The sequence below is a fragment of the Providencia sp. PROV003 genome (assembly GCF_045040775.1).
GTDB lineage: Bacteria > Pseudomonadota > Gammaproteobacteria > Enterobacterales > Enterobacteriaceae > Providencia > Providencia huashanensis.
This window is the reverse complement of the sequence record NZ_CP096369.1, coordinates 1,568,951-1,585,645: the sequence shown is the minus strand read 5'-3', so window position 1 is coordinate 1,585,645 and position 16,695 is coordinate 1,568,951. Positions and strand designations below refer to the sequence as shown.

Genomic DNA, 16,695 nt, shown 5'->3' with positions numbered 1-16,695 from the left:
ACACAGTGGTGGGCTTTTTGGCCGATTTAATGGCAATCGTTAACGGGGCTTGACCATTTGCCACTCTAAATGCCGTTTTATCGCGGGCCATTCTGACTCAATAATGCTGTAAATACAGCTATCACGCAGTTCCCCTGTACGAGTGAGCATATGGTTTCTGAGGACCCCATCAAGTTTTGCTCCCAGACGTTCAATCGCTCTGCGACTTTGTTGATTTAAAAAGTGCGTTCTTAACTCCACAGCAACACAATTTAATTGTTCAAAAGCATACTGTAATAACAGGTATTTAGCCTCAGTATTAATCGCTGTACGCTGCACTTCTTTACCGTACCATGTCGCGCCAATTTCAACTCGCCTAACCACACTATCAATACGCAGATAGGAAGTCATACCAACTGCATTACCTGTTTTTTTATCAATAACAACAAAAGGCAACATTTCTTTTTGTTGAAACCGCTTAAGACGGTTATCCACATCTTTAGCGACATTTTCAGGTTCAGGGACAGAGGTATACCATAACTTATGTAGCCCATCCTTTTGGATCATAGCAGACAACGCTTGATCGTATTGATGAGATAAAAACTCCAAGCGAACGTGTGAACCTTCTAAAGTGATAGTTTGGCAAATTTCTTTCATAGGCTGTGAGTTCCTGACAAGTAAATGTTGATTGTGCGTGAATATTAATTTGAATGTTATTGATAATTTATTTTTATGACAAAATAATAAATTTCTCCGCTATATTTAGATTAACTCCGCACTTTTAATTAAAAGTCATGATAAAAATCACAAAAAATTAACATTATTACCAATTCATCATCCCATTAGGCTACAGTTAACTCATCTGACCTGTTAATAGAGCCCGAAATGGGAGTATAATAATGAGCAATTTTCCACACCTTTTTACCCCTCTAGATTTAGGCCATACCGTTCTAAAAAATAGAATATTAATGGGCTCAATGCATACTGGGCTCGAAGAGCATCCTGAAGGAAGTGAAAGACTCGCACATTTTTATCGTTTACGTGCAGAAAATGGGGTCAGTCTTATTATTACTGGGGGAATAGCGCCAAGCCCAGAAGGGGCACTAACTGCTCATGGGGCTGTACTCAATAACCAAGAGCAGCTCCCCTTCCATCAGCATATTACAAACGAAGTTCATCAAGCAGGCGGAAAAATTGCTTTACAAATCCTACATGCAGGCCGTTATGGCTTGCACCCCGCATTAGTTGCCCCCAGTGCTATTCAAGCTGAAATTATTCCATTTCCCCCTAAAGCACTGACATCTGATGAAGTAAAAAAAACCATACAAGATTTTGTCACTACTGCAAAATTAGCCCAACGAGCGGGATATGATGGTGTTGAAATCATGGGTTCTGAAGGTTACTTAATCAACCAGTTTATTACCAAGCGCACTAACCATAGGGACGATGAGTGGGGAGGAAGCTATGCAAACCGCATTCGTTTTCCCATTGAAATTGTTCGTCAAGTACGAGAAGCCGTTGGGGATAATTTTATTATTATTTACCGGCTTTCCATGCTTGATCTCGTCGAGGATGGCTCCACTTGGGAAGAAATAGAGTTACTAGCAAAACAAATTGAGCTTGCCGGCGCGAGCTTAATTAATACAGGGATTGGTTGGCATGAGGCCAGAGTTCCCACAATTGCAACTCAAGTCCCTCGCAGTGCATTTAGCTGGGTTACTCAAAAGTTAATGGGTAAAGTTAATATTCCATTGATCACAACTAACCGTATCAATGACCCGTATGTAGCTGAGCAAATTATCGCTAATCAACAAGCGGATATGGTTTCCATGGCTCGCCCTTTTCTTGCTGACGAGTCATTTGTTCGCAAAGCTGCGGAAAACCGAGCAGATGAAATAAACACCTGCATTGGCTGTAATCAAGCCTGTCTAGACCTCATTTTTAGCGGAAAATTAGCCAGTTGCCTAGTTAACCCTCAAGCCGTCAGGGAGTTTGATTATCCTAACGAAAAAGCCACGATTAGCAAATCAGTGGCAATAGTCGGTGCAGGCCCCGCAGGGCTTTCTTGTGCTATTTATGCCGCTAAACGTGGGCATCGAGTCACCCTATTTGAAAAATCTAATCATATTGGTGGGCAATTTAACCTCGCAAAGCAAATTCCCGGTAAAGAAGAATTCCATGAAACGATCCGTTATTTTTGCCGACAGCTACAATTATTGAATGTGGATGTACGCCTTGAACAGCAAGCCGATGTAGACAACTTGTCAGGCTTTGATGATGTGATTATTGCAACGGGTGTTGTACCACGCCAAATTCAGCTTGAGGGGATAGACCATCATAAGGTCATTTCCTATATAGATGTTATTACCCAACAACGCCCTGTAGGGAAAAATGTCGCTATCATTGGTGCTGGGGGGATTGGTTTTGATGTCGCAGAGCTATTAACCCAAACAGGAAAAAGTAGCAGTTTAGATACTTCGTTATTTAACGAAGAATGGAATATTGATACTTCAATTCACTCTAAAGGTGGTATATACCCTCCACAAAAACGGCCAATAGAGCCTGCTCGTCACCTCTATTTATTGCAACGTAAAAATAGTAAAGTTGGCGCTAATTTAGGGAAAACAACTGGTTGGGTACATCGTTTGTCTCTTATGAAGCGCGGTGTAAAAATGCTGAATGGCGTTGAATACATGCGAGTTGATGACAACGGGCTACATATTCGTTATCAAGATAAAATACAGTGCCTTCCCGTTGATAATGTCATTCTTTGCGCAGGGCAAGAGCCTTATCGCCCGTTGAAAATACAGTTAGCAAAACTCGGCATTAATGCGCATGTTATTGGTGGTGCAGATATAGCAGCAGAACTCGATGCACGCCGAGCCATCGAGCAAGGCATGAAAATAGCTTACCAACTTTAACTTCTTCCCCCTTGTGCTAAGCTGTTAGCTTAAGGGGCTTTTCTGTGCCCCAACTTTAAGCTCAACCTGACTATCTACTCTTATCTGACTTTAATAATTCAAATTGTTATGTTATAACATCTCATTATTTCATGGATAATTTGAGGCTTTATGACACTTTCAACTGAATTACCCTCTTCTGTTTTGCCTGACGCACAAGCACAAAATGACACTCACAGTAATATCAAGCTTGACTGGGTTGGAATGACAGGGATTGCTTTGCCCATTGAAATTGAAAGCCGCCCAGTTAATGCGACTATCGATATTGGCGTTGATCTACAAGGGCAAAAAGGGGTCCACATGTCTCGTCTCTATCAAATATTGGATGGCCTAACACAAAATGAACTGACGCCAGATTTAATAAAGCAAACATTAGAACAAGTATTATTGTCGCATCAAACTATTTCATCGAAGGCTCATATCCGATTTTATGGTGATATTTTATTATCGCGCCGTTCGTTAGTATCAGCTCAATTTGGTTGGAAAGCCTATCCGTTTGAGATTTCAGCATCATTTGATAAGTCACTATCCCTTTATTTGAAAGTCGGAGTCCCCTATTCATCAACTTGCCCAAGCTCTGCCGCACTCAGCAGCCAAGTTATGCAACAACAGTTTGCGATTGATTTTGATGATACAGAACAAACATTAACTCAATCTCAAGTCCTTGATTGGTTGATTAAACAAGGGGTCCCAGCAATACCACACAGTCAACGCAGTTGGGCATGGGTAACCATCAAGCTAAAAACAACTTATAAAGAGCTTCCTATTATTGAGTTAATCAACCAAATCGAAAATATTCTTTCCACCCCAGTACAAACGGTGGTGAAACGTAAAGATGAACAAGCTTTTGCTATTGTTAATGGGCAGAACTTGATGTTTTGTGAAGATGCCGCTCGTAAACTAGTGAATGCCTTTCGCCATCAATGCCAATTTGACGAAGCGACGATCCACATTGATCACCAAGAAAGCTTACATGCCCATAATGCGATTGCCCACACACAATGGAAACGGAGTCTGTATGTTGCGTAAAAACCCATCGGGGCACTCGCCTGTTGTATCGGAAAAAGCATATATTGACCCTACCGCCATTATCTGCGGTAAAGTGATTATTGAAGATTATGTTTACGTTGGTCCATATGCCGTGATCCGTGCTGATGAACTCAATGAAAATGCAGATATGTCCCCCATCGTGATCGGCTCACACTCAAATATTCAAGATGGGGTGGTAATTCACTCAAAAAGTGGCGCGGGTGTACAAATTGGCTCACACACATCGATTGCGCACCGAGCAATTGTCCATGGCCCTTGTGAAATTGCTGAGCGCGTGTTTATTGGCTTTAATAGCGTTTTATTTAACTGCAAAATTGGTAAAAACAGTGTGATCCGCTATAACGCAGTCGTCGATGGCTTAACACTGCCGGATGGTTTATATATTCCGTCATGCATACATGTGAACGCATACAGTGATTTATCGGCATTCAACCAAGTTGATCACGCTTCATTGCAATTCTCTGAAGAGGTCGCAACTACGAACATTCAACTTGTTGAAGGCTACCGTCGTCTACGTAATGAGTTTTAAATCTATAAGCTGTTAAAACAATAAGGGTAGAGTTTGCTTTCGCAGCCTCTACCCTATTTATCTAAATTCAGGAACACTTAATCACGATGAGATAACTGCGCTTCTGAATTTGCCAGTCTATCATCTTCGGCTAAGCAGACTGCAGCTGTGAAAAGGACATCAGTTGAAGAGTTAAGCCCCGTTTCCACTGAGTCTTGCAATACCCCAATCATCACACCAACAGCAACGACTTGCATGGCAACTTCATTCGAAATCCCAAACATATTACATGCTAATGGGATAAGCAATAACGACCCGCCAGCAACCCCAGAAGCACCGCAAGCACAGACAGCAGCAACAACACTTAGCAACAGAGCTGTTGGAATATCAACAGGGATACCGAGTGTATGTACAGCGGCTAAAGTCAATACAGTGATTGTCACTGCAGCACCCGCCATATTAATGGTTGCACCTAATGGGATCGAAACAGAATAGGTATCTTCGTGAAGGTTCATACGGCGACACATTGCCATATTAACAGGTATATTGGCTGCAGAACTACGCGTAAAGAAGGCAGTTACACCACTTTCACGCAGGCAGGCAAATACCAAGGGGAATGGGTTACGCCTAATTTTCCAATAAACAATCAATGGGTTAACAACAAGTGCCACAACTAACATACAACCAACTAATACCGCTAGGACATGGATATAACCTTTTAAGGTTTCAAAACCAGTTGTTGCGATGGTAGAAGCGACCAAACCAAAAATCCCCACAGGTGCTAAACGGATCACAACGCGTACTAACTGAGTCACCGCATTAGAGAAATCATGCACTAAATTCTTTGTTGTATCGTTGGCATGACGCAATGCAATACCAAGCCCAATCGCCCATGCCAAAATACCAACATAGTTACCTTTAATTAATGCATCGATAGGGTTAGCAAAGATATTGATCAGTAAGCCTTTTAAAACTTCAGCAATATTACTTGGGGGGTTTAATTGAGAGTCTCCCACCACTAAAACTAAGTTAGATGGGAAAATGAAAGAACCAATGACTGCGACAACCGCGGCAAAAAAAGTCCCCAAGATATACAGAACCAGTATCGGTTTTATATTGGTTTTTTGCCCTTGACGATGATTCGCAATTGACGACATGACTAATACCCAGACCAGCACGGGAGCGACTGCTTTCAACGCGCTAACAAATAGGTCGCCTAGTAGGGCAACATTTTTCGCCGCTGAAGGCCATAACCATGCCAGTAAGATACCTGCGATCAAACCAACCAGTATCTGCTTGACTAGACTACCTTGGCTAATTACTCGCCATAACCCTGTTTTATTTGTATCCATAGTAGACCTATATTAGTTATCTTTATTAGGAATTAAATGTGTTTGCACAGCAAGTATAAGGAATAATAGTCGCCTGAAAAGGCAATTATTCAAAATATACACAATGATTGACTTTATTTAACAAACATTTTACACATCTGTGATCTCAATAGAGTTTTGTTTCTTAAAGTAGAATAGAGAATTTTAAAATGAGTGAATACTTTCAGAAGGTTAAAACAAAAAAAGCCCCCAACTTTCCAGCGGAGGCTTCAACTAAAACCACTAAATTAACTTTTGGCTTCGTTTCGTTTATTAACAATTGTATTAATAATTAACGTTATAACTAGTATGGACGCAATAACCCCAAGAGAAATAGCCGTTGGAATATGAAAAATATCAATTAACAGCATTTTTATACCGATAAAGCTTAAAATAACCGCTAAACCGTATTTGAGCATTGAGAACTTTTCTGCCACACCAGCTAATAAAAAGTACATCGCACGTAGCCCTAAAATAGCAAATAGGTTCGATGTTAAGACAATGAACGGGTCAGTTGTTACCGCAAAAATAGCGGGTATGCTATCAACCGCAAATATCACATCACTAATTTCAACTAAAATTAGCACTAAAATTAATGGGGTTGCGAACAATATCCCATTCTTTTTAATAAAGAATTTTTCCCCATGTAATTCATCGGTCATACGTAAATGTGAGCGCACCCATTTGACCAGAGGCTTATCCGTAATAGGGGAATCGTCCTCTTTAGCAAATGCCATTTTAAGCCCGGTAAATAATAAAAACAGGCCAAATACATATAAAATCCAGCTAAATTGCGTAACTAACCAACTACCAGCAAAAATCATAATCGTACGCAATACGATGGCACCCAGTACACCGTACACAAGGACACGACGTTGTAAATTTGCTGGAATAGCAAAATAACTAAAGAGCATTAACCAGACAAATACATTATCTATCGCTAATGCTTTTTCTAATAAATAACCGGTTAAAAATGCGATAGTTTGGTTATCAGCAAACTCACGCCCCACGTTATCATTAAGATACCACCAAAACCCTGCGGCAAAGAGTAATGAAAGTGTCACCCATACAATACTCCAAGCAGCCGCTTGCTTCATCGACATGGCTTGGCCTTTATGTTTTCCCTGCCAAAACAAATCGATAAGTAACATGAGTAAAATAATAACTGCAAAACTACCCCATAAAACAGGGTTACCGACTGAATGCATTTTCCTATCCCTTAAAAACAAAAAACGGCTGATATCCAGAAGACATCAGCCGCTTAAAATTGTTTAACCTCAAGGAGTTATCTATTGGTTGTAAATTATGAGCAAACCTCGCCTTCTGGCAAGGTCTCACTTACAACACAAATTACCTGAGATTAGGAAACTGTGGTGCTCGGCTACCGGGTGTAATTTGTACACCGTAATGACGATAAACCGACAAGAAGAAGTTACTCCCCTTTGCTATGGCGATAAGATACGGTAAATAATCTTAAAATGCAATAATTAGCAACGAGGGTTTTATCACTCTTTTTTCACATTAAAAAATGAAAGAACAATCATATTTCACATTTATCATCTAAAAAATAGGCTAAAAGCGGGTTTTAAGCACTTTAAACCTGTATACAATGAGCGATAAATTGTAAAAATAAGCCAAAACTTAAATGAATTCTAAAAATAAGCTTAAAATTTACTGTTTAGTTATTTTCTGTTTTGTTAAAGTGAGCGTGCTTTACACTAACAGCCTGAGGAAACAACACTTTCACTTTGGCATTCACTTAATCCATTTCTCCCTGCCCAACAACAAGTTTGTTGCTGTTATTGCCGTTTAGGAAACATTAATGGAATTAGTTAAAGAACTTTTTTTTGCCCTTTGGCACCAAGATTATGTCACCCTGTCTAACCCCGCGTTAGTCTGGTCGATTTACTTCATGCTGTTCGCTATCTTGTTTCTTGAAAACGGGGTTTTGCCTGCGGCTTTTTTACCTGGCGATAGCTTATTGATTCTAGTCGGTGTGCTCATCGCTAAAGGTACGCTAAGTTATCCACTGACGATCGCAATTTTAACTGCCGGGGCAAGCTTAGGCTGCTGGGTTGGTTATATACAAGGGCGATGGTTAGGGAATACACGCTTAGTTAAAGGGTGGCTTGCACATTTACCAGAACACTACCACCAGCGCGCATATGGGCTTTTCCATCGCCATGGCCTCGCTGCATTATTAGTTGGCCGTTTTTTAGCCTTCGTCAGAACATTATTACCCACCATCGCGGGCCTTGCAGGTTTGCAGAATGGCCGTTTCCAAGTCTTTAACTGGCTAAGTGGTCTACTATGGGTTCTGATTTTAACCGCTATTGGCTATGGGTTTGGTAAAAGCCCTATTTTCCTGCAGTATGAACATCATATTATGAATGTCTTGATGTTAATCCCTGTGGGTCTGCTGATTATAGGTTTAATCGGTAGTATTGCTGTTGTTGTAAAGAAAAAACTCTCAAGCAAAAAAGCAAACTAAATCTACGATGGGGGTCTATTAGCCCCCATATTTTTAGTTTTACTTTTATTTACCCTCTGTTAATTTATCAAAGAGTTACCTCCTTAACTCCTTGATAAAAAACTATTCTTAATCATTTCATTATGTAAATTTTCCTTTGTTACATACACTTGGCCTAAATAATCCATTGCACTTAGTACAAAAAAAGCTATTGTTAATACAGCAATTACGATTTTTCTATTAACAGGAGGTTGTACATGTCAGCTAACCATTCATCAGAAGACTTACGTGCGGAATTACGGGCTTTAGCAGATTCTCTGGAAGCGGTACTCAATGATACCGGTGAAAAATCGAAAGAAGAGATTGAAAGCCTAAAATCCAAGGCAAAAGATGCATTGTGTTCATCACGCGCTAAACTCAGCCAAACCACTGAGCGGATCACAGAACAAACCAAGGAAATCGCGGGACGAGCGGATAACTATGTGAAGGAAAACCCGTGGACAGGCATCGGTATTGGTGCAGCCGTCGGGGTTGTTCTTGGCGTATTACTCGCTAAACGTTAATCGTATATGGAACAAAACCAACAACGTCAGGGCCCCGGGAAAGGGGTCCTTGAAATATTGCAACGTATCGCAAGTATCACTGTGAATATTGTTGAAACTCGTCTTCAGCTTATTGCCGTTGAGCTTGAAGAGGAGAAAATCAACTTTATTCAACTATTACTGTTAGTTGGGCTAGCTCTCCTATTTACTGCTTTTGGTTTGATGTGTTTAATCGGTTTAATCTTTTGGTCAGTCGACCCCGTCTATCGCTATCAAGCACTGGCAATGACAACAGGGAGTCTGATCATACTCGCTATTATTTTTGCCCTTTGGGCATTAAAAAAAGCGAAGCAATCAACGTTATTGGGTTCTACTCGAGAGCAGTTAAGCCAAGATGCTAATGCTTTAGCGGGAAAGGATAATGAGCAGAAATAAGCGCCAATTATTAGCCACCAAAAAACAAATGTTAATCAAAAGGATTGAGCAGCAACGGAGTGACCTTGCTGCTTCTTCTAAAGATTGGCTACAAACCACTGAACGCTACGACCGCACATGGAAATTTTTTATTACCTTCCGCCCTCTGTTTATTGCCGCAACAGGAATACTGTCAATCTACTCATTGAAAAAGCCTCAAAAACTTTTACGGTTAGGTAAAAAAGCACTCACAATTTGGAGTTTGGCTCGAACAGTACAAAGCACCCTCAACGCAAGTAAAAAATAATCCTCTATTTTGAAATCAATTAATCGCTATAGGTTAATAAAAACCCCCTTTCCTGAAATCAACTCCAACAATTTATTTATCATTCAATTTTTTTGTACTTGTTTGTTAATAAGCTTTGCTTTTTATTGAATAAATAAATCACTACTATAAGTGCATCAAATGTTTTCTTACCTATTAATGCTGAAAACAACACTACAAAGCGACATATATCGCAATTTAATAAAATTTAATAGCTTATTAGTCTGGAGAGTCTCGATGAAAAATTTAGAAAATGGTGCGATATTATTGGCTCGTATCATGATGCCAATCCTATTTATTGTCGCTGGGTACGGGAAACTAGGTGATGCTTATGCAGGAACACAACAATATATGCAAGCAATGGGCGTCCCTGGGTTTTTATTACCTTTAACCATTTTATTAGAATTTGGCGGCGGCTTAGCAATCCTATTTGGTTTCTTAACCAGAACTGTTGCCTTGTTTACAGCAGGCTTTACTGTACTAACAGCATTGCTGTTCCACATTGACTTTAGTGTTGCACCAAACAGCCTAATGTTTATGAAGAACTTCACGATTGCGGGCGGCTTCTTACTGTTAGCAGTCACTGGTCCGGGTAAATTTAGTATCGACCATTTATTAAATAAAAAATGGTAACTCCGATTTCATTATCACCCTTGTGAATTTATTTGATTTTTTTGTCCAATTTATACCTCCTTCGGGAGGTATTTTTTTATCTAAAATAAAGGTATTGAATCAGTGAAGAGAAAATCACTTAGTGAGGTGTCCTCGGTAGGCAGCAAATTGAGTCATCCCGTGAGCATACATAAGTATGTGACTCGGGTGACTCAATGAAACCAACACCCCTACGGCTCAAAATATAACGAGTTTACACCCTAAATAATTTGGGGATTTCTCGGAGACACCACGACTTAGCCTCCCCCATACTATCTCTGCGCCACGCCATAATAATATTCGTCTCATGACTAAATTCAGCCCCGACAACTTTTAAGCGCCCTTCTCGAATATCTTGCTCAACCATTGGATATGGCATAGTTGCCACCCCTAACCCTGCCAGCAATGCATTTCGTTTATCTTCAATTGTCGATACTGTTAATCGCTGCTGTTTATCCAATAATTGTACGGTGATCACTGGGCGTTCTCGCGCAGTATCTGCAACCGCGATCCCTCGATATTTCACTCGTACCGCATCTGAAAGCGGCTCGGGTTCTTGGTGAATAGGATGATCAGGGCTCGCAACATAAATATGGTTAATGGTATATAACGATTTCGAGTTAATTTCAGATGAAGAACGAAAATGCATATCAGGGGCAATCACAATATCCGCTTTACCACTTTCAAGGCGTTCCCATGCCCCTGCTAACACCTCAGTAATTAATGATAATTGTGTTTCTGATTTCTCAGCCAAACGTTCAACCAGAGGAAATAATGACTGAGCTGGAATTAATGCTTCACACACTATTGTCAGGTGTGTTTCCCACCCTTTTGCTAAGGCCTCAGCATCCGAAGTCAATTTATCGGCCGCCTCAAGTAGAATCCGTCCTCTATCCAGCAACATTCTACCGACATTGGTAAATTTGGTTCTATGTCCTGAACGGTCGAATAAAATGACATCGAGCTCTTCTTCTAATTTTTGCATGGTATAACTAAGCGCGGAAGGTACTCGACCTAACTCTTCTGCCGCTGCTGCAAAGCTACCACGCCGGTCGATTGCATCCATCACCCTTAATGATTCAAGCGTTAATGCTCTCTCTTTACTCATGACGTATCTCTTTCAGGAAATTTGAATAAAGGAAACAGATTAACTGGCTAACAATTCAACGTCCAGCTATTTATTATAACAATATAGTATTAATTTATTAATTTTAGCTGAGGGGCAACCATTATGATGACACTTAGACCCGCTAACCATTGTGGAAAAGCAGACTATGGTTGGCTACAAGCGCGTTACGCCTTCTCATTTGGCCACTACTTTGACCCTGACTTTATGGGTTTTAAAACCCTACGAGTGTTAAATCAAGAAGTTATTGCGCCACAAAACGCCTTACAACCTAGAATGTACCCTCATGTTGATATATTAAACATTATTCTTAAAGGGCATGCGCAATACCGTGATAGTCAAGGTAATACAATACAAGCCAGTGAAGGGGAATGTGTGCGTTTCTCACCCCGTTCAGACCTCAGCTATAGCGAGCAAAACATTTGCCCACAAACACCATTAACTCGCTTACAGCTTTGGTTAAATGCTTGCCCGCAACAAGAATCGCTTCCGTTACAAAAAATAGCGATTCAACAGGATGAAAACAAGCTCATTGCGTCACCTGATGGTCAAAATCAAAGCATTCAATTACGTCAACAAATTTGGATAAACCATATCCATCTAGAGCCCCAAGAATCAGCTTCCATGACATTAAAAGGTAACAATGCATTCCTGCAATCCATACATGGCGGCGCAACTATACGCAGTCAGCAAGGTGAGAGTTTAATTATGGACTGTAATGATGGCGTTTTTATCCAAAATGATAATGAAATCGTTATTACAGCAGATAAATATTTTCGAGGGTTATTGATTGACCTCGGCGACCAAAGCTAAACCGTTTTTTATAGCTATCTCAACATCATATTCTTTCCTTTAAGACTCAATTTTTTTCAATATCATGATTAAATTTGCGAACGGATTCGCAAATTTAATCATTTACATGTCCTACATATTGACACCCTTATGATAGAGTCCTGCCATTAGAGAGAAAGAAAATACGTTCTTTTCTAACTCAAATACTTTTTGATTTTGATTTTAAAGGTGTTTTAGTGGCCCTATTTACGCAGCAGCGACACAACCAAATTTTTGCACAAATACTCAATGAGGTCGTTCCTCAAGATGAGCTAGCAAAACTTTGCTCAGTTTCAACACGAACCATTCGTTCAGATATCAATGAAATCAATGAATTGATTCAGGAATATAGCGCACACATTGTGTATGAGCGTGGTCATGGTTATCGGTTAAAAATTGAGGATGAAGCCCTGTTTGCCACTTTCACCAAGCAAACTGAAGAGGAAAATAGCATTCCTCGTACGAGCAAAGAACGCATTGACGCCTTGCTTCTCAAATTACTAATGCAATCCCTGCCAGTAAAGCTTGATGATATCGCTGAAGAATGGTTTATCAGTCGAGGTACTTTACAGCAAGACATGGGAGCGGTCAGGGAACAATTACATAAATATCAAATTTCATTAGAAAGTATTCCCCATCAAGGTATTCGGTTAAATGGTAGTGAATGGGCCGTTCGTGCTTGCATGACCGAAACGTTATGGCGCCGATATTCCGCACAGTTAACCCCAGACTTAACATCTTTCCGCCCTGATTGCCTTGATAATTTAGACCTAACATATATTGACAAAGTCCTACATAACAGTATGAATCGGTTCGATATTCGTATTAGCAATGAAGGCCATTTGTACCTTGTTTTTAATTGTGCTGTAACTATTTTGCGTATTACTCGCGGCCATGAACTAACGACAACGGTAAAAAATGATGATAGCGAAGAAGTGATCCGCAAGGCATGTGATGAAATATCGAAAGGCCTAATTTACTTTCTTGGTAATGACCTTTCAGGGGCTGAGCTCAGTTACCTACACGATCAAATCATAGCTCAACGCATTAGCAATCAAGACCCGAGCAGCCAAAAAGTAGGGAGCCACAATGAATTATCCGAATATATTTTAAGCTATATCAACGAGTTATATAACTACGATTTGCGTAATGATGAAAAACTTAAAAAAGACCTCAACACTCATCTTGCTGCGCTAATCACCCGCCTGCAATACCATATTTCTACGCCAAACCCATTACTCTCTGATATTAAACAATATTATCCTTTTGCTTACGATGTCACCTTAAGTGCTTTAACGAGTGCAAGTAAGCAATTACTTCCCCACCCTATTAACGAAGACGAATTAGGTTATTTAGCCGTACATATTGGGGTTAGCCTTGAGCGAAATTACGGTGCAGGTTCAATTCGCCAGACCGAGGTACTCGTAGTCACTGATGCAGGGAACTCAACCTTCCGAGTCGTTGAATCAAAAATTATGCGTGAATTTCCACAACTTAAATTTAGTCGCGGCTTAACACTGCAAGAATATGAATCGCTAAATGAAGTTACGGAAGATTTTGTCATTACTACAGTTCGTGTTTCGGAAAAAAATAAACCCGTCATCAAAATCGCGCCTTTTCCTACACCTTACCAGCTAGAGCAAGTGGGTCGCCTTGCCATGGTAGACCAAACACGCCCCTACATCATTGAACGCTTCTTTGATGAACGCTTTTTTATGGTCGTTAACGAAAAAATTAGCCAAGCAGAGTTATTTCAAACCGTGTGCCATAAATTACAACGGGAAGGTTATGTCACTTCAGATTTCTATCCTTCTTTGCAAGAACGCGAATCCATTGTTTCCACGTTACTTGGGGAAGGGATTGCACTGCCGCATTCATTAGGGTTATTGGCGAATAAAACCGTCGTTGCCACTGTCGTTGCTCCACAAGGTATTGAATGGAATAAAGAAACGAAAGAAAACGCTTATGTCATTTTTCTATTGGCTATCAGCAAAGCGGATTATGAAGAAGCCATGGCAATCTATGATTTATTCGTCACCTTTGTGAAGGAAAAAACCACTCGCCGCCTAATAGGCGTCAAAAACTTTAATGAATTCCAAGTGATCGCTAAAGATAGCCTAGCGCGAATTCTTTAAGTTAAGAGCAACTTCCACTTAGTAATGGAAAAATGATGATTGATAGTTTTTACGTGATCCTAACCACAACTCCATCAAATGTTTTCCTATCCAAAACTGGTGATTTTACACGCTAAATGGCTAAGTGGAAGTCATTATCAGATACATTAGATGGCTTCCATTTAGAGCTTCCACTTTACCCTCCAATTCTATTTTCCATTTCCACTTGTTTATAAAAAATCATATCTATTTGATAGATATAAAATTTTAAAGAAAACCCCATAATTTAATTATTCAACAATAGTTGATAAACATCCGTTTTTTCCACTTATTTTCCAAATAGTCTAAAAAATAAACCATTCTTGTAAGTTCTAACTTCCAAATAATTTCCACTTATAAGTGGAAATTCATTGCCTGCAAAAATGAGTATGGACGTATTAAGGTATTAAGCATGAAGGAACAGAGTGGTCTAACTTGCAATATTACTTTGGATTTTAAATAGTTATGAGTGAATCAGTTGTAGTTTTTAAGATGTTAGAACATAACCTCGATATCGATGAGGTGACACAAAAACTGCTGGCAGTGATTACTGACTGGCTCAAGCAGGAGGACTGCTACACTACAGATGTACAACAACAAATGTTGCAATCTCACTTACGAGCCATGGTGGCAAGAGCAAAAACGGGTGAAGCCTTACCAGAAATCGATATCAGCCTGTTTGACGAAATATCAGCACATTCAATTGCACTAGCACAACGCGTTGTCGACACGTTACCCGGCTTGGCACAAGAAGAGACCTATTTACTCTCTGTTCACTTTGAAGTCGCTCGCGCGAATGATTAATTTTTAACATTGTAGAATTTGGAGAATATTTTATGAAACAGATGGTTGTTGTTATCGGAGATCGCTTAGGTAAAGGCCAAAAAGTGGCTGCAGGTGTGGAAGCTGCGGGTGGTAAAGCCATTGTCGTTCCTGGTGTTGCTGCGGATATGAAACTCGGTGATGTTATGAATGCAGAGCAAGCCGATTTAGGTATCTCTTTTTGTGGTAGCGGCGGCGCAGGCGCTATTACCGCTCAAACTAAATATGGTTACAAAGCTCGTTATGGGATGCGTTCTATCGAAGAGGGAGAGACCGCCATTGCGGATGGTTGCAACGTGCTAGGTTTTGGTTTTATGGACAAGGAAGAGTTAGGTGAGCGCTTAGTTAAAGCTTTTAATAAAAAATACGGCAACGCTTAATGAAAAAATCTATCGAAACGGTTGTACGGGTAACAGGGCAAGGCGATACCAAACAAAAAGCCATTGCTGACGCCTTAAATTCAATTCAAAAAACCGTACTGAAAAACAATACAGATATCATCCTGCGGATAGAACCAAAGGATGTTGAGGTTGTTAGTGCTCACTCACAATCGCGAACAGAAAAGTTTCTTTTTATCTTTTTGCCACGCAAGCGTGAACATTTTCGTGTTGTACTCGACGTTTCGCTGGATGTCACCTTACTTTCTGTCAACGAAATACCATTTACAGAACAATAATAGCAATCAGGTCTGGAGTTAATTCCATGAGTGAAACTGCATCTTTTTTAGAAATATTGGGCATGTCCCTAATTATCGGTGGGCTCTGCGGCTTCGGTTTAGGAGCCGGGGCAGCGCGGATGTTCCACGCACCAACCGTACAAGGTATGGGGGCATTTCGTACTTTGGGTGAACTTAACGCCTGTGAAGGCGACCCAGCTTCACACTTTTCTTTCGGCTTAGGGTTCTTCTTTAACGCATGGGCTTCATCTGTTGCAGCTGGTGCATTTACCCAAGATGTCGACCACCGCATCATCCCAAACTGGGGCGCGGCCGCATTGTTAACCAAAAACCGCAGCGTAGCAGACACACTGCATAACCCGAAAAAAATGGCGATTGCTTGTGCCATTATCGGTGCGGTCGTGGTTGCGTTCTTAAATACCACCGCCTCTGCTGTTCCAGCGGCATTACAAACCACGGCGGTCAATGTATTAGTCCCCGCCGCTAACTTACTCGTCAACACCGTAATGCCAGTCATTTTCTGGTTAGCTGCGATGGATGCGGGCCGTCGTTCCGGTTTCTGGGCCACCCTATTTGGAGGCTGCGCACAGTTAATTATGGGTAACGCTATCCCTGGTTTAGTTTTAGGTATCTTGATTGGTAAAGGTGTTGATGACAACGGTTGGAACCGTATCACTCGTACTATGATGATCACTGTCGTGTTGTTGTTTGTATTAAGTGGTTTCTTCCGTGAGTTTGACCTGAAGATGATCACCTCCTTCAACCTAGATAAACCATTATGGCTTGAATACGTCCACGGACTGCTAAGCGGGAAATAA

General features: G+C 40.6%; 18 protein-coding genes. 14 read left to right on the top strand and 4 right to left on the bottom strand.

The genetic code is table 11. The annotated features are described in order from the left end of the window. Positions 1-39: 39 nt before the first annotated feature. Positions 40-636, bottom strand: coding sequence for a GNAT family N-acetyltransferase (locus tag M1F14_RS07330; protein ID WP_042846161.1), 597 nt, complete (start codon positions 634-636; stop codon positions 40-42). A gap of 242 nt (positions 637-878) precedes the next feature. Here M1F14_RS07330 and M1F14_RS07325 point away from each other — a divergent pair, with 242 nt between their 5' ends. The 3 genes from M1F14_RS07325 (at position 879) to M1F14_RS07315 (ending at position 4,518) form a co-directional block, all read left to right on the top strand. After that, complete coding sequence (locus tag M1F14_RS07325) at positions 879-2,900, top strand: NADPH-dependent 2,4-dienoyl-CoA reductase (RefSeq protein ID WP_042846162.1); 2,022 nt, start codon at positions 879-881, stop codon at positions 2,898-2,900. A 150-nt stretch (positions 2,901-3,050) separates the two neighbouring features. Then, entirely contained in the window at positions 3,051-3,968 is a 918-nt protein-coding gene (gene folE2 / locus M1F14_RS07320; protein WP_042846163.1) for a GTP cyclohydrolase FolE2, read from the top strand. Further along, positions 3,958-4,518: a carbonate dehydratase gene (locus M1F14_RS07315; protein ID WP_042846165.1), complete on the top strand. Its 561-nt coding sequence runs from the start codon at positions 3,958-3,960 to the stop codon at positions 4,516-4,518. The genes folE2 and M1F14_RS07315 overlap by 11 nt, the downstream gene beginning before the upstream one ends. 77 nt (positions 4,519-4,595) lie before the next feature. Here M1F14_RS07315 and sstT read toward each other — a convergent pair whose 3' ends face one another. Together sstT and M1F14_RS07305 are read right to left on the bottom strand one after the other, a co-directional pair. Next, entirely contained in the window at positions 4,596-5,849 is a 1,254-nt protein-coding gene (sstT, locus tag M1F14_RS07310) for a serine/threonine transporter SstT (RefSeq protein WP_048606197.1), read from the bottom strand. Positions 5,850-6,115: 266 nt separating this feature from the next. After that, entirely contained in the window at positions 6,116-7,075 is a 960-nt protein-coding gene (locus M1F14_RS07305) for a TerC family protein (protein ID WP_042846168.1), read from the bottom strand. 614 nt (positions 7,076-7,689) lie between these two features. Here M1F14_RS07305 and M1F14_RS07300 point away from each other — a divergent pair. The 5 genes from M1F14_RS07300 (at position 7,690) to M1F14_RS07280 (ending at position 10,251) form a co-directional block, all read left to right on the top strand. Further along, positions 7,690-8,358 (top strand): DedA family protein, encoded by a 669-nt coding sequence (locus M1F14_RS07300; protein ID WP_042846170.1) that lies wholly within the window; start codon positions 7,690-7,692, stop codon positions 8,356-8,358. A 236-nt stretch (positions 8,359-8,594) separates the two neighbouring features. Then, positions 8,595-8,900, top strand: coding sequence for a YqjD family protein (locus M1F14_RS07295; protein ID WP_042846171.1), 306 nt, complete (start codon positions 8,595-8,597; stop codon positions 8,898-8,900). Positions 8,901-8,906: 6 nt separating this feature from the next. Continuing rightward, a complete protein-coding gene (locus M1F14_RS07290) occupies positions 8,907-9,314 on the top strand; it encodes a phage holin family protein (protein WP_181468752.1) in 408 nt (135 codons plus the stop codon). After that, positions 9,301-9,600 (top strand): YqjK-like family protein, encoded by a 300-nt coding sequence (locus M1F14_RS07285; RefSeq protein WP_042846174.1) that lies wholly within the window; start codon positions 9,301-9,303, stop codon positions 9,598-9,600. Before M1F14_RS07290 ends, M1F14_RS07285 begins: the two co-directional genes overlap by 14 nt. Positions 9,601-9,855: 255 nt before the next feature. Beyond that, a complete protein-coding gene (locus M1F14_RS07280) occupies positions 9,856-10,251 on the top strand; it encodes a DoxX family protein (protein WP_042846175.1) in 396 nt (131 codons plus the stop codon). A gap of 232 nt (positions 10,252-10,483) precedes the next feature. Here the strand turns inward: M1F14_RS07280 and M1F14_RS07275 are convergent, their stop codons facing one another. Beyond that, positions 10,484-11,377, bottom strand: coding sequence for a LysR family transcriptional regulator (locus M1F14_RS07275; RefSeq protein ID WP_042846177.1), 894 nt, complete (start codon positions 11,375-11,377; stop codon positions 10,484-10,486). A gap of 123 nt (positions 11,378-11,500) precedes the next feature. Between M1F14_RS07275 and M1F14_RS07270 the strand changes: the two genes are divergently transcribed. The 6 genes from M1F14_RS07270 to M1F14_RS07245 all read left to right on the top strand — a co-directional run bounded on the left by M1F14_RS07270 (position 11,501) and on the right by M1F14_RS07245 (position 16,695). Next, entirely contained in the window at positions 11,501-12,208 is a 708-nt protein-coding gene (locus tag M1F14_RS07270; protein WP_042846179.1) for a pirin family protein, read from the top strand. Between the two features lie 215 nt (positions 12,209-12,423). Next, on the top strand, positions 12,424-14,361 hold the full coding sequence (locus M1F14_RS07265) for a transcription antiterminator (protein ID WP_042846181.1): 1,938 nt from the start codon (positions 12,424-12,426) through the stop codon (positions 14,359-14,361). Between the two features lie 483 nt (positions 14,362-14,844). After that, on the top strand, positions 14,845-15,183 hold the full coding sequence (locus M1F14_RS07260; RefSeq protein WP_042846182.1) for a transcriptional antiterminator: 339 nt from the start codon (positions 14,845-14,847) through the stop codon (positions 15,181-15,183). A 32-nt stretch (positions 15,184-15,215) separates the two neighbouring features. After that, positions 15,216-15,581 carry an SFCGS family glycine-rich protein gene (locus M1F14_RS07255; protein WP_042846184.1) on the top strand — a complete coding sequence of 122 codons (366 nt, stop codon included), beginning with the start codon at positions 15,216-15,218 and terminating at the stop codon, positions 15,579-15,581. Beyond that, complete coding sequence (locus M1F14_RS07250) at positions 15,581-15,877, top strand: DUF4312 family protein (protein ID WP_042846186.1); 297 nt, start codon at positions 15,581-15,583, stop codon at positions 15,875-15,877. Before M1F14_RS07255 ends, M1F14_RS07250 begins: the two co-directional genes overlap by 1 nt. 26 nt (positions 15,878-15,903) lie before the next feature. Next, positions 15,904-16,695 (top strand): DUF4311 domain-containing protein, encoded by a 792-nt coding sequence (locus tag M1F14_RS07245; protein WP_042846187.1) that lies wholly within the window; start codon positions 15,904-15,906, stop codon positions 16,693-16,695.